The following is a 23032-nucleotide window of genomic DNA, read 5'->3' on the forward strand; positions in this document are numbered from 1 at the left end:
TCATTCAAATATTCGTTTGATTGTATTCAATGTAACATATTATTCCATCTTATTCAAATGAATATTTGAATGTTGTGATTTATATCCTAGTAAAAAAATTAACGTACTTTAAAAAAGTACGCTAATCTTTTTTGTTACTTCGCTTTTAATTTTAATGTTTTACCTTTAATATCTTCCTGTTTTACAAAAGTTTGATGATAATCACCATTTGCCCAATCAAGTACTTGGTCTTGGTACCAATCAGACTTAACATGACCACTTTGACCAGGTCCAACAATATGATAGCCTGAAGTTAAATCACCCACATCCACAACAAAACGCCAAGAAGCACCATGATCCACATTACCAGAAAGATCATTATCAGCGGCCTGTACCGTCACTTTGGAGCCTCCAATTGGAACCTTTTTAGCATTAAAATAGGCAGCTAAAATTGGAGAAGCACTACCTAAAGTATGATTAAAAGTGAGTTGGTGGAAATCACCCCATTGCCACTTGGATGCATTTTTACCAAATTGATCTTCTAATTGTGCAATGGTAAGTTCAAGTGCCTTGTAAACTGTTGCATCAACTCCACCTTGCTCTTCTATCCAAATACTCTTCCCCCCTGCATAGGCAGTGCGTAAAAGCTGGTCCGTAATATTAAATTTACCATGCATAATGTCGTACATATCTGCAGGCATTTGATCTTTAAACAACACTTCCTGTAATTTGGTCATTAGCGTATGGAATACGAGTGGTGCTCCTGATTCCTTAGCATCCACCATATCCCAATTCTCCAGCATGGTAATAATCTCTGCGTACTTACCATCCTGATCTTGCGCTTTCATAGATGTTAATAAACTAGGAAGGAATTCCCTTGCATAGAGATTATGTTGATCCATTTGCAAGTTCATCATATCCTCCACCGTTATCGAATCATTCGCCACAAGTACTTCTTTAATTCGTTCAAAACGGTAAGGCTGAGCCCAGAAATCTGTAATGTGATAAGGATAATCTTCTCCTACTACTTGATTATTGGCGGTCGCAATAAAGCCTTCCTCTGGATTCACTATTGTTGGTAGCTCATCCCATGAAATAAAACCATCCCAACCATAGTCACTAGAATCACCTGGAACTGGCAATTGACCATCACCTTGCTTACGAATAGGAATTTGACCATTTGCTTTATAAGCAATTGTGCCATCCTTCGAGGCAAAAACGAAGTTCTGCGCAGGTGCTTTAAAGTCTTCTAAAGCTTTTTCAAAGTCATCCCAAGATTTCGCCTTATTAAAACCAATTACTGCACGTAATTCTGCAGTTGATTGAAGCGCTGTCCACTGCATTGAAAATTGTGCAGTTGGCTCAGTATCTTTGAATGCTAGATCCGTCATAATTGGACCATGGCGTGTCACCACCACTTCAAAGTCTACGGTTTCTCCGTCCTTCACCTTAATAGATTCATCACGAACCTCGGCCTGCTCCCACTTTCCATCGTAGCGGTATTGCGTTGGATTATCGGGATTAGGTATTTCAATATATAAATCTTGCACATCTGGGCCAACATTCGTCACACCCCATGCTATATCATCATTATGACCTAAAATAATACCTGGGATTCCTGCAAAAATGACACCACTAACATTTTGTTGTGGGGATTGCAGATGCATCTGATACCAAATAGATGGAGTACTTAATCCTAGGTGAGGATCATCCGCCAAAATAGGTGTACCTGATTTAGTTTTATCACCAGAAACAACCCAGTTATTACTGCCGTTAAATTCATTAGGCAATAGATCTGCATTAAATTGTCCTGCTACCACTACAGGATTTTTAATATTTGCCTCGATAATAGAAGAGGCATTTTCAGGGTATTTAATAAATAATTCTTTCGCCTTTTCTTCATCAAAATTTTGTAAAGCCCAGTGACGGAAGGCAAGTGTATTCCAATTCCCTCCCAAATCATATGCCATATACTTCCCAATCGTTAAAGAATCCACGACTGTCCATTCCTCTGGCTCGTAGCCCAATAATGAAAATTCGTAGCTTAAAGTTTTATTTTCCTTAGCTTGCACAATAAATGCATTTACCCCTTCTGCATACCACTCCAGTACTTGCTTGCTTTCCTCATCATAGGCTGCGAGTGATTTCTCAGCGGCATCACGTAAGCTAAATGTACGAAAGTGTTTGTCCGTATTTATCGTTGCTTCCCCAATAATTTCTGATAATCGACCACTCGCCTGTCTTCGCGCTAAATCCATTTGGAATAATCGATCTTGTGCCTGAACATAACCTTGTGCACGATATAAATCAGCATCTGTCTTTGCAAAAATATGAGGAACCCCTTTGTCATCCCTTGTAACCGACACATCCTGCTCTAAAATATTGACAGCTAATTCACCATCAATCATCGGCTTAGATTTATTCATAAACCATGTAAATCCGATAAAAGCTACGATAGCTAAAGTCGCTACGATTCCAGTAAGGACGATGAGCCACTTTCTCCATTTGAACTTTCTCTTTTCCACCTCATTACCCCCTCTGTGCACTATATTCTTTACTACCTCTTAAAATCCTTAAAACAAGGACTAAAAGATTACTCCGAGCGAATATCCGTGTTTTATGTAAGTAAATCCATCTTTAAATACAAAATTTTGTCATCATTCGCTATTAGATTAGTATAAACAATTGGCTATTCGAAGGCTACAAAGCATTGTTAAAAACGAATTTCATAGATAAATGGCTTTCCTTTAATTAGTTGCCTTTTTTTGAATGAATTACCTAATTCTATTATTATTGCAAAAATAAAAAAAACGTATTTTCCAAATAGAAAATACGTTTTTTAATGCTAGCCATGTAGTTGTAATTCAATGGGACAATGGTCGCTGCCCATGATGTGTGGGTGAATAGTCGCTTGATCAATTTGATTTTTTAATTGCTCCGAAACTATAAAGTAGTCGATGCGCCAACCAATATTTCGTTCCCGTACTTTATTCATATAGGACCACCATGTAAAATGGTCAGTTTCATTAGGATGCTTGTATCTGAAAGAATCTACAAAACCACTGGCTAAAAGCTCCGAAAATTTCGCACGCTCCTCATATGTAAATCCGGAATTTCCCATATTCGATTTAGCATTTTTCAAATCTATTTCAGTGTGTGCAACATTTAGATCACCACAATAGACAACAGGCTTCTTGGTATTCAGGTCTTGTAAATAGCTGGCTAAATGATCTTCCCAAGTTAGACGAAGTGGTAATCTTGCTAGATCTCGCTGTGCATTGGGGGTATAAACATTTACTAAATAGAAATCTTGATATTCTAAAGTAATAATTCTACCCTCATCCTGAGAATCTTCATTGCCAACTCCATACTTAACAGACAATGGTCTATGCTTTGTAAATATAGCCGTTCCCGAGTAGCCTTTCTTTTGAGCATAGTTCCAATATTGTTCATAACCATCTAGTGCAAGCTCTACTTGTCCCGCCTGACATTTCGTTTCCTGGATACAAAAAAAATCTGCCTCTATTTGATGAAAGAAATCTAGAAAGCCTTTCCCCAGGCAAGCTCTAATTCCATTAACATTCCATGATATAAATTTCATCTCATTCTCACTCCTTAAAAAAACGCCCTTCGACTCAAGCGAAGAGCGTCACATTATAGATCATCACCAACAATTTTAACTTCCGTTTCTAATTCAATACCAAATTTTTCTTTCACAATCCGCTGTACCATTTGAATAGTTGCAATATAATCAGAAGCAGTAGCATTTCCTTTATTGACAATAAAACCAGCATGCTTCGTAGAGACCTCTGCCCCGCCTACCCCTTTGCCTTGTAAGCCACTATCTTGAATAAGCTTACCTGCAAAATGACCTGGTGGGCGTTTAAAAACACTTCCCGCAGATGGATATTCTAATGGTTGCTTAGATTCTCGCTGAAATGTTAAGTCAGCAATCTTCGCATCAATTAGCTCCTGTACGCCAGGAGCTAATTGAAACTCAGAGGATAACACGTAATAGCCTTTCTTCGCAATAATGCTTTTACGATAACCAAGCTCAAGCTCTTCCTTTGACAAGGTTAAAATTTCTCCCTCTTTTGTTAACACTTTAGATGAAACTATTATATCTTTAATCTCACCGCCATAAGCACCTGCGTTCATAGCCATTGCACCACCAATTGATCCAGGGATACCACAGGCAAACTCGAAGCCTGTTAAAGATGCTTTTGCAGATAGTTTCGACACATCTTTAATCAACGCTCCACTTTGGGCATAAACATGTTCACCATTAATACGAATCTCATCTAAATTTGAAAATGTTACAACGATTCCTCTATGACCACCATCACGAACAACCATATTAGATCCGTTACCTAACATTAATAAAGGAATATTATTTATATATGCATAGCGAATTACAAATGCTGCTGCTTCTTCTGTATCAGGAAGAACAAAAACATCTGCTTTGCCACCTAATTTTGTCATTGTATATTGTTGTAATGATTCATCTAACTTAATATTGGCAGGATTAATGCTCTTCGCTAAATCCTTTGCCCATTGTTGTTTTGTCATGAGAGCTAATTCCTTTCTAACGTCCTTCTTACTCTACACCAGTATGGATTTAGAACCCCAATTTGACAAGTAAAATGAAGGGTATTTTTATCACACATAAAAAGACAGGTAAGTCCTGTGCAGAGATGATGAATATTATAAAGAAAATTGACAGTCATTCCAAGTGTCGTTTTTGGCACAATACTACCTAAAGAACAAGCCATGCACTTTAAAGCCAGCTACTTGCCCATGTTTCAATATTACGGATAGCGCCCTCTAGTGCTTGCCCTTTATCTGTTAATGAATATTCAACTCGTACTGGGACCTCAGAATACACTTTACGTTCAACAAGTCCTTCTTTTTCCAATTCCTTCAAACGTTCTGATAATAAACGCCCACTAACAGGTAATGCAGACTCTATTTCATTAAAACGCTGTGGTCCATCTAATAATTGATATAATATTAAACCCGTCCATCGTTTTCCGATTAAATCCATTGCTTTAGCTAAACGAGGACATAAAGTTGTCTCATTCATATTTCTTCACCTCTATGTAACTATTGTAACGATTATTGCAGGGAATGTAAATTTAGAGTAACTTATTTACATAACATAATTAATATACTTTTATATACTTAATTACAAATAGTAACTTTGATTTTCAGTCTTTTTCAATTACGGTGGAAACTTCCATCGTTAACCATCCGTCCTCCTAATAATAAAATGCCCTATACATCAGTAATATGACTAACTATTTATTTTAAGTCTTGTAAATGTTCACAGTTTACACTTTAATTAGTGATTATCCTTTCCTATTTATGAAAAACCCATTGAATATGGTATTTGTTTACTTTATTATTCGTTGTAGAATGCTGTTTTAGGGGGTTTTCAAATGAAAAAATACACTATTGATATCAGTCATTCCACACTAAGTTTTTCTGTACGACATATGATGATATCTAGAATTCACGGTACTTTCGAATCGTACAACGCTGAAATTGCTGCAGCCAATATTGAGCAAATGCAGGATGCAAGTATCTCTATTACCATTGCAGTGGCTAGTGTCTCCACAAAAAATCATGACCGTGATGTACACCTTGTTTCTCCAGATTTTTTTGATGCAGACGTCTATCCAAAAATAGTTTTTACCTCTACATATATTGATACACAAGATGATAAAACTTTTTTGATACATGGGGATTTAACGATTAAAAACATAACAAAACCTATCGTATTTACAACATTATATACAGGAAACGGTATTAATCCTTGGGCACAAGAAGTATATGGTTTTCAGGCAAAGGCACAAATTGATCGTCGCGATTTTAATTTAGTCTATAATACAATTTTAGAAACAGGCGGCGTATTAATCAGTGATGAGATTGACATTGTGGTAGATGTCGAGTTAAGCCCCCTTTAGCTATTGATTTACCCTTAAGGAAAGAGGAAACTTTAAATGCTATGGTTTGATAACGGAATTACATTTGAATCGAGCTTTATTACAATGGTCTTTTTTATTGTTTTTGGTAGCATCGCCTTCAGCCTTATTAAAGCTATTGTCATTTGGTCTAAAAACAACCACTCACAAACCTTAACTGTACCCGCTAAGGTTGTGACAAAACGCACGAATATTCGAGGAGGCTCTAATAATTCTGCGGCATATACTTCCTATTTCATCACATTTGAAGAACGAAATGGGGAGCGTCAGGAATTAAAAGTGAATGGTCGTGATTTTGGACAGCTAGTAGAAGGTGACATTGGTCTTCTAACGTATCAGGGCACACGTTTCCATACATTCGAAAGACAATAAAGGGAGAGTAGCGATTTAATCGTACTCTCCCTTTTAGTTTTATTTAATTAAATATTTTGCAAATCCTGCCTCTGTATCTTCTAAATATTCAATGTTGCTATCTGCTGAGATAAATTTTTGTGCATCTTTCGCAGATAGATAAACAACTTTCGTCTTGGCTGGGAATGGTACAAATGACCAGTTGTTATCCGCAGCAGGGTTAATTGTTTTATTTGCCATAATATAATCAACTACAGCTTGACGATTTTCATATGCATAGTTAGTTATATTCGAGCCGTCCGTATTTTTAAATGTCGCTCCATACGAACCACCAACACGGTAATTATTTGTAATGATAATGAATTCTTGTTTTAAATCAATTGGTTTACCATTATACTGTACATTTTTAATACGGTTCGCCTTTTCATCAACAAGATTACCACGACGGTCATATTTAGATGGAGATGTCACATCAATTTGATAGGTTAAGCCATCTAACACGTCAAAATTATAGGAGCGTGCTTCTGAATCAATGATATTTTGCTCTTCCGTCTTATTCGGGTCAATCGTTGCAAAAATACCTGCAGCCATCTCTAACCACTCAACGGCTTGTGCACCTGTTACTTTAATTGTTGCTACAGTATTATCGTAATGATAAATGTCCGCCATATTTTTAATGGCAAGTGGACCAACTGGAATGTTTGTATAATCTAATGGATTATTTCGTGAACCTGCTTTAAAAGGCGCCCCAGCAGAGAGAATCGGAGTTTTTTCATCAGCCGTCCCCTTTAATTCCTGTTCAATAAACCATTTTTGTGCTTGTGTTACGATTTGAATAGAAGGATCATCTTGCACCATTGAGAAATAACTATGGATTGGCGCAGTTGTTTCACCAACAGGCTGGCGAATATAAGTTAAAGTGCCTTCATGTGCTTGTTTAACAGCTTCTAATACCATAGTGGATGGTTGTAAACCTTCTTGCTTGATTGATTGCAATGACCCACTACCATCTACTACAACCCACTCTGATCCTTGTTGTTCTAGTTTTAGATCAATGACACCAAGATGGCTACCATAGCTACCTGCCATAACTGTTGGAACACCGTGAATCGTTCCCTTCTCTTGATCTACATCTTTCAAATCTTTGTAGTCACCTGGGAATGTTAAGTGGGAGTGCCCTGTAATCAAAGCATCAATTCCATCAATTCCAGCTAGTTGATAGCCAACATTTTCAGCGCCTTCCACGTAAGTGTCCTCACCAATACCTGAATGGGAAAGAACAACAATTACGTCTGCTCCAGCCTTCTGCATTTCAGGTACTACTTCTTTTACTGCTTCAACAGGTTCTTGCATGTCAACTTTACCAGCTAAATGAATGGCATCCCATTCAACAATTTTTGTTGGTACAATCCCTGTCACACCAACTTTCAGTGTATGCTTCTTACCTGCATTGTCCACTACTTCTTTATCAAGAATGACATAAGGTGTAAACATACGCTTTTTTGTTTTAGCATCGTAAGTATTAGCATTTACGACTGGATATTTGGCATCATTTAAGACTTCAGTTAAGAAATCTAGACCATAGTTGAATTCATGGTTTCCTAAAGTTCCACCATCATATTTTAAAGCGTTAAGAGCTGCAATAGCCGGATGTACTTCCCCTGGCTTTAATACACTTTCTAACGCTTTATAAGAGCCGAGTGGCGTACCTTGAATTAAATCTCCATTATCGAATAGTAATGTGTTAGGGTTTTTAGTACGAGCTTGTTCAATTAATGTAGCTGTATTAGCTAAACCAACCTCAGATGATGGAGCATCTAAATAGTAATTATAATTAGCTAAATTTGTATGAATATCTGTAGTTCCTAAAATTTGAAGATCTACTGACACTCCATTAGATGGTGCCTTGTATTCTGCTACAAAGCGCTCTACAATACTTTCCATTTGCTCATGTGTTACATAGTCACGAGGACGGATCGTATTATCCTCAAACGCTTGAAGAATATTTGCTGCGACAGCATTAGCTAAATCTTGTTTATAAGCTTCAGCAATTTGATCAGCATCCTTAAATTGGTCTAAGACCACAAGGGAAGCGTTTTCACTGACAAGTCCACGAGCCGATATAACAAATGCTTGTTGACGTGTCAATTTATCGTTTGGACCAAATGTAGTTGCCGTTTTTCCTTTTATAAGTTTTAACTGTACAGCCTTTTCTACATATGGTGCTAAATCCTTAGAGACATCCGTAAAAGTAAGGGAAGAACCATCACCTATCTCGACATCTAAGCTTTCTACTAATTCTTTTACATAATCAGCACGTGTAACTTCATTGGAAGCAGCATTAGCAGTGAATCCAAATGGTATCAACGCGAATAAAACTAGTAGCATGGCTAAGAATTTAGTTATTAATTTCTTGTTCATACAACAACCTCCTTATTCATCTAGTATTTTCCTACAGATACTATTATATTAAACTAACTCTATTTTTTACTGAATAATTAGTCCTAATTATATGTATTTATAAAAGAATGGGTTATTACTTTCCTATAAAATCACATTTTTCTATCATTTTTATTTTTACATCTCCAATAGAATGTTAGGAAATGTAAATTCCGAATATATAGTTAATACCAATATATCCGACTTCTATACGACACCATACCTCTGTTCGCAAAATAAAAAAAGGCCTCTCAAATTTGAGAGGTCTTTTATTAAAAAATATTTTTTACGCGTTTACTGCTTGAAGTGACTGAGCTACTTTTTTCACTTCTTCTAGGCCATTTGCAATAATTTCTTGTGCTTTATCAGGTGATGCATTGTGACCTTCAATAATTACTTCTTCGATAATTTCCATACCAAACACGCCGCCTACTACATTTTTAATGTAGTTTACTGACATTTCCATTGGCTGTGCTTCTGGTATTGAGTAATAGCCACCACGAGCATTTAAGATAATCGCTTTTTTATCAGTCATTAAGCTAACCATTTGGCCATCTTCACCGTATTTGAATGTGAAACCTGCTTGGTACACATAGTCAATAAATGTTTGTAAAGGTGCTGGAATAGTTAAGTTCCAAAGTGGGAAAGCAAATACTACTAAATCAGCTGCTGTTAATGCATCCATCGCTTTTTGTTTTGCAGCTAAAAGACGTGATTCGATGTCTGTTAACTCTCCACCATTTTGTACTTTACCAAATGCATTGAAAAGATCTTGCCCAAAGTATGGCATATCTTCTGCAAATACGTCAAAAGTTGTAACGTTTACACCTTGTACATTTTCCATAAATGTATCGTACATTTTTGTTGAAATACCGTCTGGACGGTTGTTTGCTTTTACTACTAAAACGTTCATTATATAAAATCTCCCTTATATCTCATAGTCTATTATCTCGAATTCAAGATATAAACTTATCTTAAAAAAATTCTTCTAAAAAGTCAACGATACTTTCCTCAGACTTTTGACTGAAATATTTGATAAAACTTTTATTTAAAACGAATAAAGAGGCTTGTTATGTCAAGCCCCTCAGTAATTAGAGTAATTTTAGCGCTATAATTTACAGTTATCATCTGTACAAACACCAGCGTCACCCGTGCCAGCCATTTTTAGACCAGGTTGTAAGCCCTCTTCCTCAGCCACTTTACGTATTGTATCTTCGAATACTTCTTGTGGCTGGGCACCGGAAATACCATATTTGCGGTTTAAGACAAAGAATGGTACCCCACGAACTCCAAGCTGCAATCCTTCTTGAATATCCGCTTCCACCTCATTTTTAAATTCATCCACAGCAAGAATTTTTGCCACTTCCGCGCGTTGCAATCCTACTTGTTCGGCTATATCTAATAATACATCTTCTTGTCCAATACGTTTTCCCTCTATAAAATGACTGTGCAGTAGAGCTTCAACTAATGCTGTAACATCTCCCCGCTGCTCAGCCCATTTAACAAGTCGATGTGCCTTTAACGTATTCTCTTCCATTAGATTACTAAAGTCATAGTTTAAGCCTACTTCTTTCGCACGGGCAGTAACGCCTAATGTCATTTCTTTGGCCTTTTCTAAAGTCATACCATATTTCTTCGCTAATGATTCATACACAGTAATATTCGAATCTACTGGGGTATTAGGATCAAGTTGATAACTTCTATAAACGAGCTCCACTTGCCCTCCAAAGCCAGTATCTTCAATCGCTTGTTCTAATTGTTTTTTACCAATATAACAAAATGGACATACATAGTCAGACCATATTTCAATTTTCATTACTCACACTCTCCTTTTGATACATTGTAGCGATAGATTAAATCGCAAGGCAATTTTTATGCTTCATCGCATAAATTCTCCAATACATCTACATACTGAACATAAAAACATTGTGAGGTTTATCTATGACTCAATCTCTTTGGCTCGCTACTTCCGAATCTGTCTCACTATCTTCACTTACTTCATCAACAACATGTGATGTATGTATAGTCGGAGGAGGTTTAACCGGTCTTTATACAGCCTATGTCTTGGCAAAAGCAGGTGTTGATGTACTCTTACTTGAAGCGAACACCCATTTTGGTCATGGTACTACTGGCCACTCCACAGGCAAATTAACTGCCCAGCATAGTATCGTTTATGCTAACCTTTTAGAAAAACTATCCGTTGATGAGGCACAGCTCTATTACCAACTCAATCAACAAGCCATTGACAAGGCAACACAATTATTTCCCAAAGGTAGTGTAAAGCAAGTAGATTCACTATTGTATGCTCAAACAAAAGAAGGGTATGCGCAATTATTAAAAGAATGGAACGCTTATAAGGTGTTAAATATACAATCAAAAATCACCACAGAAACAGAGCTTCCCTTCCCCATTACAAAAGCTTTGTGTATGTCCAAGCAAGCTCAAATAAATCCTGTAGAGGTAAGTAATTTTCTTGCCAAAGAAGCACAGGCGATGGGAGCCAAGCTTTATACAAATACGAGAGTTCAGCAATTAAACATAGCTCAAAATAACTTACATACCGAAAAGAATATGTCGGTTCAATATAAGAAGCTTATTTTGTGTTCACATTATCCCATTGAGGCTTTTAAAGGACTAAAGCTGTTCAAACTGTCAAATAGTCGTTCTTATATGGTAGCTAGTAAAATTTCAGAAACGATGCAGGGGCAATATCTATCCGTTGATTTCCCTTCTCGTTCCATTCGCACAGCTACCATTAACAACGAGCATTTTTTAGTACTTGGTGGAGCGAATCACATCGCTGGGGAAACAGTCAATACTGAACCGTACTATGATGCCATTTCAAATGAAATGAAAGAACATTTTGAGCAAGAGCCCCTTTATCGATGGTCTGCCCAGGATATCGAAACTCCTGACATCGTTCCTTATGTAGGAAGAATTACAAACTCATTGCCAAACGTATTCATTGCTACTGGCTATAGAAAGTGGGGCATTTCTAATTCCTTTGTTGCCGGTGACATTTTATCCAGCCTGATTACTGGATCAAGAAGTGAGGATGGTGCCATTGCACTCTATTCGCCATCACGTACAAAATTCGGTGCTCAGTTTATGCAAATGCTTAAAGTTGGCGGCTTTGTCGCAAAAGAATTTATTACTGGGTATATGAGACATGCCAGTGCTCCAACATGTACTCACTTGGGCTGTAAGACGAAATGGAATGAAGCGGATGAAACATGGGATTGTCCTTGCCATGGCTCCCGCTTCAATGCTCAAGGAGAAGTACTGGAAGGACCAGCAGTACAACCTTTGAAATTAGATTAAAAAAGAGGCTGTAGAAAAACTCTCAATAAATTTTGAGTTTGCCTACAGTCTTTTTTTACAATGAAATAAAGTAAAGCCGTTGATGTCCACTACGAGGGAAAGCTTTCCGCTAGCGTGGTCGTGCTTCTTTCCAATCAACTTTCTACATAAAGAACTCCCTTTTCATATGTTGATAAAAAGTAAAAAATCTATGCAATGCGCAAAGAAAAAGCATGGTCTGTGATGGACAACCTGTAGAGATCCTAAAAAATTGCCCATAAGGCGATGCTTTCTTTTGCTGTCATGGATTTAAAAAACTGTCTACTGGACGTGGAGTATCTTAAGAGATCAACTATGCTCGAAGAGTATGTTGGATTCAGCAGATATTTACCTAATATTATAAATTAAAGAAAAATAACAAAAGCCATCGAGAGTGTGAACTTTTCGATGGCTATTATCTACAGCCTAAGTGGCTGTCTTCATGTGTAAATTACTTTAGAGCTTCTGTTAATACTGGTACAATTTGCTTTTTACGAGAAACAACGCCTGGTAACACAACACGGTTGTTGATAAGCTCAGCACCGAATCCTTTTGCTGCAGCTTGTGCTACTTGTCCAATTGCTACAGCTGTAGAATCGTTATTTAGAATATCTGTCACAACGAAGAAGAATAAATCTAAACCATTTTCAGCAACATTTTTATTTAATAAAATCTCTAATTCCTCTTGTCGATTAAGTACATCATTAATATCAACAGCATTAACCTGTGCAACTACAGATTTGTACTCACCGAATTGGAACTCCTTAGCATCTAAGGATAACAGATCTTCTAAAGATTTATCAGATAGGTCTGCACCTGCTTTTAGCATAGCTAAACCATATTCTGCAACGTCAACATTAGCAATTTTCGCTAGTTCTTCGCCGGCTTTTACATCTTGCTCTGTGCAAGTTGGTGATTTGAATAATAGTGTATCTGAAACGATAGCTGATAACATTAAACCAGCAATATTCGCTGGTATGTCTAAACCGTTTTCGTTAAAAATTTTCTTTAGAATTGTAGCTGTACAGCCTACTGGTTCTGCACGATAATATAGCGGATCAGCTGTTTGGAAGTTAGCGATGCGGTGGTGATCAATTACCTCAGCAATTTGCACTTCCTCAATACCATCAGCCGATTGCTGGAATTCATTGTGATCTACTAGAATAACTTTGTCCGCTTCTCCAACTACAGATGAGATTAAACGTGGCGCTTCAAAGCCAAATTTATCTAAAGCAAACTGTGTTTCATTATTAACATCTCCAAGACGTACAGCCTCGGCTTCTTCTCCAATTTGTTGTTTTAAATAAGCATATACAATTGCAGATGTGATTGTGTCTGTATCTGGGTTTTTATGTCCAAAAACTAATACTTTACTCATTGAATTTATTCCTCCTAAAATGACCTTACATTTATCTTTTATTTTATCATATCTTATGGACTAACAAATGATAAATTGAAACATTAAGTAAACTATGCTCATTCATTTAATATACAATAATAATTACCCACTTCCAATAACCAACTATACAAATATGAATTAAGAATAATAGACCTTTAAACTGTCACATACATATATTTTGTGCACACATCCTCTTTGTTTACATTATCTTTTTTTACCATCCTATTTTTAACATTCAATAGTAAAAGCGCATCTTTTTCTAATATTAATTATTTTACATAGATATTTAGTTGGATTTTCATATTTATGTAAGCATAATTTTATGCTATTATCAGATAGTCTATATTTTTGGATATTCAGGAAATGGGGATTACGATGACAAAGAAGATGGAAAAAAAGTACATTCCTTTAGCAAATTATTTTGAAGTAGCTTTACAACAAGAAATCACTTTATCCTTTAGTGAAATAGAAAACATTATGGGACAAGCCTTACCGAATGCCGCCTACTTAAATAAGAGCTGGTGGAAAAAAACCAAGCCCCCTCTATCACACTATTTGTCATGGACAAATGCAGGTTATCATGTCATTGATGTTAGACTAGGTACTAGTATAACTTTCTCATGCACGCAAACTAAGACAACAGTAAACAATCTTTCAAAAAATGAAGAGAACCCATCTGCATACATAATTCGAGGGATTGAAGCATCGGATGCTAGATCATTTATTCTTTTACAGGAGGAAATTTTTCAACAAACCGACTTCATGTATAATGTTCAAAACGAATTAGATCTAACTGTCCAACAACTTCGTAAAAATTTAACCTATTGGAAACAACTAAAAAATCGTACTATATTACTTTGCGTATTAAATGGTATTTTTGCAGGCTATGCAGTTGTACATGGGTATAAACAAACGAAAGCTAAACATGTTGCCTCTGTTCGCTTAGCTGTGAAGGAAGAGTACCAACAAAAAGGCATTGGCTCTGCGCTAATGAAGGCTGTGGAAGGTTGGTCAAAACAGCGTGACATATCCAGATTAGAATTATCAGTTATGGAACATAACAATGTTGCTTTACACCTCTTTACGAAAATAGGGTTCAAACAAGAAGGCATTCGACAAAATGCTATTAAATTAAATGATACTTACATTAACGAGTATAACTTGAGTAAAATTTTATAAATCACTTTGCCTAGATGTCTAAAGCGTATTTGGACATCTTTTTATTTATTTTGACTATAAAAAATGCATAGAAAAGTAAAATAACACTTTTCTATGCATAACATTAAAATACCTGTTTCTCTCTAGCAGCATCCAGGAATAATATATTACTATCTACATGCTCATAGGATTTCTGATATTTTTCATACTGCCCCTTGTCTAGGCTAATCATTTCCTCCAATAAAGCATGTAAGAAAGAAAACAAAACGGGCACTATATCTAGCGAGGAATGCTTGTTTGTTCCAAGCGCAAACAAAATATTAGCATATTCACGAACGGGTGAAAACGCAGTTCCAGTAATAGCAATAATTTTTACTTTCTTCATCCTTGCAATTTCAACAATCGTTTGAATATCCTTTAACTGTTTATCAAACGATATAACAATTAATGTCGTACGCTCTCCCATGTTATTAATTTGATTCATCATTTCATCCGAATCTATAAGAAGCTGCTTAATATTAGAGCGTAGTGTTTTTAATGTGTTGGATAACCAATTTGCTACAGATGCAGCTTGACGAGTACCTAGAATATAGATATTATCTGCTTCATGCATCCATTTTGAACTTTTTTGAATTTGTTGATCGCTAATTAATTGAATTGTTTCCTGAATGTTTCGGCTATCCCGCTGCATTATCTTACTAAAATTTGAATTAGTTAGCACTTTACCTGTATAGGTAGATTGTAGATTTGTTCCTACATCTTGGGACATGACATAGCCCCTTATTTCTTCTTGTAGTTCCACATATCCTGATAAATCCATGGCATAGCAAAAGCGAATAACCGTTGATTCACTTACATTAGCCAGTCTGCCTACTTCTGCTGCTCCATTAGCAATTACTGTATTGGGATTATCCATTACAAATTGTGCTACTTTACGCTGCCCCTTTGACAGTCTTACAAACCTTTTCTTTATATCCTCATGAATGCACATTCCTAACAACCTTTCTTTCAATGACCTTAGCACGAATGGGAGATTGTTTCCTACTTACTCAAAATTCGATTAAAAATACAGTATCACGATTGCAATTTGAATACAATGACTTTTCTGAAAAATCTTCATCGCATTAACCTGCTAATATAACGGCTTTTTATATTTTTTATATTGGTTTGTCATTTTACCAAATTTATTAGTAAAGTCGAATAAAAATTAATAATTTCTAATTTTTATGTAATACACTAGCGAATAAAGACAAAAATGTCCTGGATTGATTACTCTTATCCAGGACATTTTTTAGTTATTATTCTAATTCTAGCTGCTTGGTTTCCTTCCCAAGGAAAATGACACCAACAACACCTATAATAATGGCTCCACAGAAAATGGCAAAAATGAAGCCTATATCATAACCAGCTGTTAATAAAGAACCAACTAGTAGCGGTCCGAAAATACCACCAATTCGTCCAGCAGCTGCTGCCATCCCTGCACCAGTACCACGAATAATGGAAGGGTATTGCTCGGGTGTATAAGCATATAGCGCCCCCCATGCTCCTAAGTTAAAGAAAGATAAAAACATGCCTGACAATAATAGCACTACAAGTGTTTCAGCATTCCCGAAAATGAACGCACTCGCTGCAGTACCAATTAGATATGAAACAAGCACAAATTTCCGTCCAAATTTTTCAATAAACCAGGCTGCAGTAAAATAACCAGGCAATTGAGCTAAGGTCATAATGAGAACATACTTAAAGCTCGTAATCATATCAAAGCCCTTACCAACCATGACACTTGGAAGCCATAAGAACATACCGTAATACGAAAATACAACTGTAAACCAAAGCACCCAAAGCATCAATGTGGAACGTGCATATTTTTTTGACCAAACTTCTTTTATATTTTGAAGGATGCTACGTGTTTTGGCCTCTTGCTTCACCGTAAACTGTGGTGAATCCGGGAGATGCCATCGAAGATAAATAGCATAAAATGCTGGGAGTGCTGTTAAGATAAGCGCTACTCGCCAACCCCACGTTGGAATAACAAAATAGGATATTAATGCGGCAATGAGCCACCCAGCTGCCCAAAAGCTTTCTAATAAAACAACTACGCGTCCTCTTTCTTTTGCTGCCACGCTTTCAGATACTAAAGTTGATGCAACAGGTAGCTCTCCGCCTAGACCCATCCCTACTAAAAAACGTAGCATTAAAAATGCCGTTAATGTTGTCGTAAAAGCGGATAGACCACTTGCAATGGAAAATAGGACTAGTGTCCACATAAAAATTTGCTTTCTCCCTACTTTGTCAGCAAAAACCCCGAATACAAGGGCTCCTACAGCCATTCCAATTGAGTTAATACTACCAATCCAGCCAGATTGACTTGGTGTCAGTCCCCAATCAGCTGCCAATGCTGCGATGACAAACGATAATATTCCAACATCCATTGCATCGAAAAGCCACCCAATCCCTGCAACGCCCAATAGTCTATTTCTAGAAATAGCATGCTGGGATTTATTTGATTCTACAGTATTTGTCGCCATTCAAACCACCTGTCTTTACACTTGACTTTACATTACAAGATTACTATACAGTTGTTTCAAGAAAGTGACAAGCAAAATTCAAATTACCGAATAGTTTCGACAATTTATGAAATGCTATTGAAATATTAGTGTGATTTGCGTTAAAATGTCTTTTATACAAAAACAACTGTTCTTTCTAAGAGAACAAAAGGAGATCGTATCTTTATGTGGAAAGGCCTTATTGAAGAATATAAACAATTTTTACCTGTAACAGAGAATACACCTGCATTAACTTTAAACGAAGGCAATACGCCTCTTATACATTTAGTGAATTTATCCAAGAAATTAGGCATTGAGCTTTACGGTAAAATTGAGGGTGCAAATCCAACTGGCTCTTTTAAAGACCGTGGTATGGTATTTGCAGTGGCAAAAGCTATTGAAGATGGTAGTAAGTGTGTTATTTGTGCCTCAACAGGAAATACCTCTGCTGCTGCAGCGGCTTATGCTACAAGAGCTGGTATTCAATCCATCGTTGTAATTCCTAAAGGAAAAGTTGCCCTTGGTAAGCTTGCACAAGCAACTATGTATGGTGCAAAAATCATTGAGATTGACGGTAATTTTGATGATGCTTTAAGCATTGTTCGCCAAGTAAGTGAAACAACTCCTGTCGCGCTTGTGAACTCCGTCAATCCATACCGCATTGAAGGTCAAAAAACTGCATCATTTGAGATTGTAGATGCCTTAGGCTCAGCTCCTGATTATCTATGCATCCCGGTTGGTAATGCAGGAAATATTACTGCTTACTGGAAAGGATTTAAAGAATATCATGCTGCTAAAGATTCTGGTCTACCAAAGATGTATGGCTTTGAAGCAGAAGGCGCAGCAGCAATCGTCAAAGGAGAGCCTATTGCAAATCCGGAGACAGTTGCCACTGCTATTCGAATTGGTAACCCAGCTAGCTGGAAATTGGCAGAAGCAGCCCGAGATGAATCTGGAGGTATGATTGACTCGGTAACAGATCAAGAAATTATTGCTGCTTATAAATTAATCGCAAATACAGAAGGTATTTTCGTCGAACCAGGCTCTGCCGCATCATTAGCAGGTGTTATTAAATCAGTGGAGATCGGAAAAATTCCAAAGGGTTCAAAAGTAGTGACAATCTTCACAGGTAATGGACTAAAAGATCCCGATACAGCCATGGATGTATCCACAGTCGAAGTAGTATCCCTTAAAAATGACGAAAACGAAATTCGAGAATATATTGAGGGAGTACTATGAGTAAAGCATGGCAAATCTCAGTTCCAGGAAGCACAGCCAATCTAGGGCCTGGCTTTGATTCCATAGGACTCGGCTTGTCTCTATACTTACAATTAACAGTTACTTTACAAGATACATGGGATATTATCCATCTTGATGATAACGGTCCTAAAGAGTTTGAGCTTGAAGAACATTTACTATACGTCATTGCAAAAAAAGTGGCTGATCAATATGGTCAACAATTACCTGCATGTCGTGTGGAGATGGCTAGCGAACTACCATTAGCACGTGGGCTTGGAAGCAGTGCTGCTGTGATAGTTGCAGGTATTGAACTAGCCAATCAAGTATGTGGGCTTAACTTAACAATACAAGATAAACTTAACTTATCATCCCAAATTGAGGGACACCCAGATAACGCAACCGCATCTGTTTTAGGAGGCTTAACCATTTCTTCTATGGATGAAAAAGGTAATGTTGATACTTTTCATATCAATGAAATTGATGCTTCCTTTGTGGTATATGTACCAAATGTCGAATTAAAAACGAGCGAGTCTCGATCTGTATTGCCAGAGCAATTTGATAGAGCCTATGCTGTTCATGCTTCAGCAAATGCTAATATGCTAGCAGCTTCACTAATGGCCCGTGATTTCCAGCGTGCTGGTCGTTATATGGAAGAAGATCTATTCCATGAACCGTTTCGTGCAAAGCTAATACCCGAGTATACAGAAATTCGTACAGCTGCAAAGGCGAATGGTGCGTATGGTACAGCTTTAAGTGGAGCTGGCCCTACATTGATTTCTATCATTCCTTCTACCATTGCATATGATTTCGTTCAAACTATGAAAAATCAATTTCCTGAACATCAAGTGATTTTAACAAAAGCTGATGAACAAGGTATACAAGTACGTGAATATATGAAACGTCTACTATAATAGTAGGCGTTTTTTCTTGAAAGCAAGTGTGGATAAAACTAATATTATAGAAGTATATGATTTGCCTTGAAACACCTATTATTAACAACTAGGATGTGTGCTTTTCTAAGGAGGAACTATCTTGAAGCCAATTATATTCTGTGATTTCGATGGCACAATAACAGAAACTGATAATATCTTTTCTCTGATGACAGAATTTGTTCCACAAGAGTCTGAGAAAATTGCAAAAGCTATGATGGAGCAAACCATTTCTTTTAAAGATGGGCTCTCTGCCATGTTTCATTTACTTTCTACACAACAAAAAGATGAAGTCATTCAATATCTTATGGATACAGCTATCATTCGTGAAGGTTTTGGAGATTTTGTTCGATATGCTCAAGATCATGGCATACCATTTTACATCGTAAGTGGAGGGGTCGATTTTTTTATTGAGCCTTTAGTAGATAAATACGGTCCTTTCTCAGGCATTTACTGCAACAAAGCTGATTTTTCTGGTGAACAAATTAAACTAATTTATTCCAATAGCTGTGATGAGGAATGCACAAAATATAGCACTCAAGGGTGTGGTTGCTGCAAACCTAGCGTTATGCGGAAAGTGGCGAATGAAGATCATTTTAAAATCGTTATCGGTGATTCTCTTTCAGATTTTGAAGCTGCCAAACAAGCTGATATTGTTCTGGCTAGAGACCATCTCATTCAACACTGTGAAGAGCTTCATGTTCCATATAAACCATTTATCACATTCCACGACTGTTTAAAAATGGTACAAGAACTTATGGAAACCAAACATACTGTACAAGCAACTTAATGCGCGACTATAAAAAAAGGGAACCACATGAATGGCTCCCTTTTTTATAGACTTATACTAATAGCACGAGGCTGATGGCCATGACAGCCATTCCTGCTACCAAACCATACATAGATAAATGAGTTTCATCATACCTCTGTGCTGCTGGTAATAATTCATCCAATGAAATAAAGACCATTATGCCTGCCACTCCAGCAAAAATGATGCCAAACATAACGTCTGTTAAAAATGGCATAAGGAGCAAAAATGCTACTAATGCACCGACGGGCTCTGCTAACCCCGATAAAAATGATAATTTAAAAGCCTTTCGACGATTACCCGTGGCAAAGAAAATCGGGACAGACACTGCTATCCCCTCCGGAATATTATGAATCGCTACTGCTATAGCAATGGCAATTCCTACATTTGGGTCATTAATAGCTGACATAAATGTAGCTATCCCCTCCGGAAAGTTATGAATTCCAATTGCTAGAGCTGTAAAAATACCCATCTTCATCAAATGATCTTCATTGACCTGTGGCTTTATTGCATTCACATCTTCCACTAGCTTTACTTCATGAGGATTTGTTGATTTTGGAATGAATTTATCGATTAAAGCAATGAATAACATGCCACCGAAGAATCCGGCAATTGTCATCCAATAGCCATTCGTAGTCCCTAATGCATTCGTTAAAGCATCTTTAGCCTTAACGAAAATCTCAACAAGTGAGACATAAATCATAACGCCTGCAGAAAAACCTAATGCTAGCGATAAAAATTTTGTATTTGTTCGTGATGTAAAAAACGCTATTAAACTACCTACCCCAGTTGCAAGCCCTGCAAATAGAGTCAGTCCAAATGCTAGTAAAACGTTTCCGTCCATACCCTTCTTCCTTTTCCCTTTTTTTTATTGTACTCATCTTAACGCAGAAGTTTCCTAAGAGCAATTCTTTTTTACAAGGTAAATATCAACCTTGCTCTTCCTTTATCCTTTTGCACACAAAAAAGCAGTATCAATTCCGATGAATTTTGATACTGCTCTCACTATCTATTTATGATTCGATTGGAATGTTCTTTTTCGACGTTCATACCAGATGACACAAATGATAAACCAAGTATATCCTATACTCCAGCCTGCGAGTACATCCGTAGCAAAATGTCTAGCACCAGCTATACGAGATAATCCTATAAGCACCATCAGGATCGTAGCCCCAACCCACAATAAGATTTTACGACTTTTACTGTTATTTTCAGCTAATATATATGCAGTTGCAAACAAATACAGAATCCCCGTCATAGCATGTCCAGATGGAAAGCTATAAGATGTTAATTGATCTTCAATTTCAGGTCGTACTCGTTGGATCCACTTTTTTAATACTTGATTTAACACATTCCCAGCAGCAAATGTTAAAACAACAAATAGCATGCCTCGATAATTTTTTGTCTTCCATGCTAAATATACAATCAAAATTACTGCTACAATGACAACAAATACAGGTTCTCCTATATAATGGAAGACTTCAATAAATTGATTTCCAAAAAAGACATCTGCCATTTTCGCATCAAATTTATTCATCCAGTCACTTTGAAAAGTAAATTTTAAAAAAATAAAAATAATTAGTGTGATGATTGCCAAAGGATAGGCCCATTTTTTCATACGTTCACCTCAAAAACATACTGCTATGATCTTCACATCATAACATAATTATGTCCGAACTAGAGGGAGAGAAGCATTAATTTTTATAAATACATCCTTACATTCTTCAGTGACAATCATGGACTGTTCATTAGGCTTGTTAAAATAATTAGAGACGACCAATGCAACAATGAATAAAATGGCCACGATAGGTAGAATTTTTCTAAATATCATCAACACACCTCTGTTCCACATCTATATTATTTGATGAGTACTGGATCAAATAGCCAATCCTTTGGACCAAAGTTTCGATCTTTTTCTCCTCTTACTTCACGGGAGACTCCATGCTTTATAATCACTTCTCTAAATCTTTTACTAAATAAAGTTTTTTTATAAAGATATCTTCCATCATGACTCCATTCAGCTGAGTAAAAGACATCGCCTTTTAACGCTGCTAAATTTTCCTGATGATAAATATCCGGCCCTTTGATAACTCCATTTAAACCACAGCTACATGGAGGTTGTTCAGTTGCAAAGTATAATTTCACACTATCTTGGCTACATGCAGGTAGAATTTGTGTAGGAATAATTTGATAAGCTTGCTGTTTTCCTTGCTCAGGTCCCTGATGGATTACCTCTAAAAATTCAAAGCCTTCTAGTTTTTCATTTTTCAATAATGCTACCAGTTCCTCTGAAGCTACCCAATATCCACTTACATGAACTAAATGGCGTCCATTCATGTGTGAAGTATCAATAACTATAGGAGATAATTGCTCTTTATCCATAAGTCCGCAATTCTTACAATGAGTACTTAAAGAAAATAATGTCCCTTTATCCTCTAGAAACATTTCGGGTGAATTTCCTGTTGAATTTAAAGTAAACAATGGTGCCCGTTCATATTCCAAATCAGAAAATTCAAAGTAGAAACGTTCTCCTATTGAGACAATGCCAAATTCACGTTCTAATGACTCGTATACGGCAGCTACTTTCTCATATGTTACGTCTTCATTTAATGTAAAAATAGGATTAAATTTTGTTTTTAAATTTCTCTTTCTAATTTCAGGCGCACCAATAGCAATACCATGACGATTATAAACGTTAATCACTTGATCTTGACTAGATTCATCTATAGAAAACAAATTTTCGAGTTCTACTTTCACAATACACGCCTACCTTTATAAAGTTTTATGGTGAAGTATATTGACTGCTAGTTACCATTCTATAATCTACCTTTTACTTAGATAGTCAGGTTACTTTATTTTGA

21 protein-coding genes are annotated in these 23032 nt (G+C 36.7%); 7 read left to right on the forward strand and 14 right to left on the reverse strand.

Annotated elements, in window-relative coordinates:
- Window positions 1-134: 134 nt before the first annotated feature.
- From MKY88_RS21720 to MKY88_RS21735, 4 genes are all read right to left on the reverse strand, one after another.
- On the reverse strand, window positions 135-2504 hold the full coding sequence (locus MKY88_RS21720) for a penicillin acylase family protein (protein WP_340814692.1): 2370 nt from the start codon (window positions 2502-2504) through the stop codon (window positions 135-137).
- A gap of 320 nt (window positions 2505-2824) precedes the next feature.
- Entirely contained in the window at window positions 2825-3580 is a 756-nt protein-coding gene (locus tag MKY88_RS21725) for an exodeoxyribonuclease III (RefSeq protein WP_340814693.1), read from the reverse strand.
- 53 nt (window positions 3581-3633) lie between these two features.
- The gene (gene murB, locus MKY88_RS21730) at window positions 3634-4548 is read right to left on the reverse strand and encodes a UDP-N-acetylmuramate dehydrogenase (RefSeq protein WP_340814694.1); all 915 of its coding nucleotides are present in this window, start codon (window positions 4546-4548) and stop codon (window positions 3634-3636) included.
- Window positions 4549-4756: 208 nt separating this feature from the next.
- A complete protein-coding gene (locus MKY88_RS21735) occupies window positions 4757-5062 on the reverse strand; it encodes a winged helix-turn-helix transcriptional regulator (RefSeq protein ID WP_004231981.1) in 306 nt (101 codons plus the stop codon).
- Between the two features lie 355 nt (window positions 5063-5417).
- Between MKY88_RS21735 and MKY88_RS21740 the strand changes: the two genes are divergently transcribed.
- Both MKY88_RS21740 and MKY88_RS21745 read left to right on the forward strand, forming a co-directional pair.
- Window positions 5418-5945, forward strand: a complete 528-nt coding sequence (locus MKY88_RS21740; RefSeq protein ID WP_340814695.1) for a YceI family protein — start codon at window positions 5418-5420, stop codon at window positions 5943-5945.
- A 36-nt stretch (window positions 5946-5981) separates the two neighbouring features.
- Entirely contained in the window at window positions 5982-6335 is a 354-nt protein-coding gene (locus MKY88_RS21745) for a DUF2500 domain-containing protein (RefSeq protein WP_258269482.1), read from the forward strand.
- 39 nt (window positions 6336-6374) lie between these two features.
- On the opposite strand, the gene MKY88_RS21750 is transcribed toward MKY88_RS21745, so the two are convergent.
- The 3 genes from MKY88_RS21750 to MKY88_RS21760 form a co-directional block, all read right to left on the reverse strand.
- Complete coding sequence (locus tag MKY88_RS21750; RefSeq protein ID WP_193833248.1) at window positions 6375-8735, reverse strand: bifunctional 2',3'-cyclic-nucleotide 2'-phosphodiesterase/3'-nucleotidase; 2361 nt, start codon at window positions 8733-8735, stop codon at window positions 6375-6377.
- Window positions 8736-9039: 304 nt separating this feature from the next.
- Window positions 9040-9666, reverse strand: a complete 627-nt coding sequence (locus tag MKY88_RS21755; RefSeq protein ID WP_193833249.1) for an FMN-dependent NADH-azoreductase — start codon at window positions 9664-9666, stop codon at window positions 9040-9042.
- A 195-nt stretch (window positions 9667-9861) separates the two neighbouring features.
- Window positions 9862-10569 (reverse strand): DsbA family oxidoreductase, encoded by a 708-nt coding sequence (locus MKY88_RS21760; protein ID WP_328204837.1) that lies wholly within the window; start codon window positions 10567-10569, stop codon window positions 9862-9864.
- 125 nt (window positions 10570-10694) lie between these two features.
- Between MKY88_RS21760 and MKY88_RS21765 the strand changes: the two genes are divergently transcribed.
- A complete protein-coding gene (locus MKY88_RS21765) occupies window positions 10695-12074 on the forward strand; it encodes an FAD-dependent oxidoreductase (protein WP_328204839.1) in 1380 nt (459 codons plus the stop codon).
- Window positions 12075-12543: 469 nt separating this feature from the next.
- Here MKY88_RS21765 and MKY88_RS21770 read toward each other — a convergent pair whose 3' ends face one another.
- Entirely contained in the window at window positions 12544-13470 is a 927-nt protein-coding gene (locus MKY88_RS21770) for a manganese-dependent inorganic pyrophosphatase (protein ID WP_069482854.1), read from the reverse strand.
- 396 nt (window positions 13471-13866) lie between these two features.
- On the opposite strand from MKY88_RS21770, the gene MKY88_RS21775 reads away from it, so the two are divergent.
- Window positions 13867-14670 (forward strand): GNAT family N-acetyltransferase, encoded by an 804-nt coding sequence (locus MKY88_RS21775; RefSeq protein WP_232540706.1) that lies wholly within the window; start codon window positions 13867-13869, stop codon window positions 14668-14670.
- 103 nt (window positions 14671-14773) lie between these two features.
- On the opposite strand, the gene MKY88_RS21780 is transcribed toward MKY88_RS21775, so the two are convergent.
- Together MKY88_RS21780 and MKY88_RS21785 are read right to left on the reverse strand one after the other, a co-directional pair.
- A complete protein-coding gene (locus MKY88_RS21780) occupies window positions 14774-15640 on the reverse strand; it encodes a MurR/RpiR family transcriptional regulator (RefSeq protein WP_328204842.1) in 867 nt (288 codons plus the stop codon).
- A 307-nt stretch (window positions 15641-15947) separates the two neighbouring features.
- On the reverse strand, window positions 15948-17177 hold the full coding sequence (locus MKY88_RS21785) for an MFS transporter (protein ID WP_193833254.1): 1230 nt from the start codon (window positions 17175-17177) through the stop codon (window positions 15948-15950).
- Between the two features lie 204 nt (window positions 17178-17381).
- On the opposite strand from MKY88_RS21785, the gene thrC reads away from it, so the two are divergent.
- The 3 genes from thrC (at window position 17382) to MKY88_RS21800 (ending at window position 20153) form a co-directional block, all read left to right on the forward strand.
- Complete coding sequence (gene thrC, locus MKY88_RS21790) at window positions 17382-18434, forward strand: threonine synthase (protein ID WP_328204843.1); 1053 nt, start codon at window positions 17382-17384, stop codon at window positions 18432-18434.
- Window positions 18431-19345, forward strand: coding sequence for a homoserine kinase (gene thrB, locus MKY88_RS21795; protein ID WP_258269476.1), 915 nt, complete (start codon window positions 18431-18433; stop codon window positions 19343-19345). Before thrC ends, thrB begins: the two co-directional genes overlap by 4 nt.
- Before the next feature lie 121 nt (window positions 19346-19466).
- Window positions 19467-20153: an MtnX-like HAD-IB family phosphatase gene (locus MKY88_RS21800; protein ID WP_340814698.1), complete on the forward strand. Its 687-nt coding sequence runs from the start codon at window positions 19467-19469 to the stop codon at window positions 20151-20153.
- A 52-nt stretch (window positions 20154-20205) separates the two neighbouring features.
- Here MKY88_RS21800 and zupT read toward each other — a convergent pair whose 3' ends face one another.
- The 4 genes from zupT to MKY88_RS21820 form a co-directional block, all read right to left on the reverse strand.
- The gene (gene zupT, locus MKY88_RS21805; protein WP_008175159.1) at window positions 20206-21015 is read right to left on the reverse strand and encodes a zinc transporter ZupT; all 810 of its coding nucleotides are present in this window, start codon (window positions 21013-21015) and stop codon (window positions 20206-20208) included.
- A 165-nt stretch (window positions 21016-21180) separates the two neighbouring features.
- Window positions 21181-21789 carry a phosphatase PAP2 family protein gene (locus MKY88_RS21810; RefSeq protein WP_069482861.1) on the reverse strand — a complete coding sequence of 203 codons (609 nt, stop codon included), beginning with the start codon at window positions 21787-21789 and terminating at the stop codon, window positions 21181-21183.
- 48 nt (window positions 21790-21837) lie between these two features.
- Window positions 21838-22002, reverse strand: a complete 165-nt coding sequence (locus MKY88_RS21815) for a hypothetical protein (RefSeq protein WP_291754297.1) — start codon at window positions 22000-22002, stop codon at window positions 21838-21840.
- Between the two features lie 26 nt (window positions 22003-22028).
- Complete coding sequence (locus tag MKY88_RS21820) at window positions 22029-22928, reverse strand: hypothetical protein (RefSeq protein WP_193833258.1); 900 nt, start codon at window positions 22926-22928, stop codon at window positions 22029-22031.
- Between the last annotated feature and the right edge of the window lie 104 nt (window positions 22929-23032).

It is taken from the genome of Lysinibacillus sp. FSL R7-0073 (genome assembly GCF_038009065.1).
Taxonomy (GTDB): Bacteria; Bacillota; Bacilli; order Bacillales_A; family Planococcaceae; genus Lysinibacillus; species Lysinibacillus fusiformis.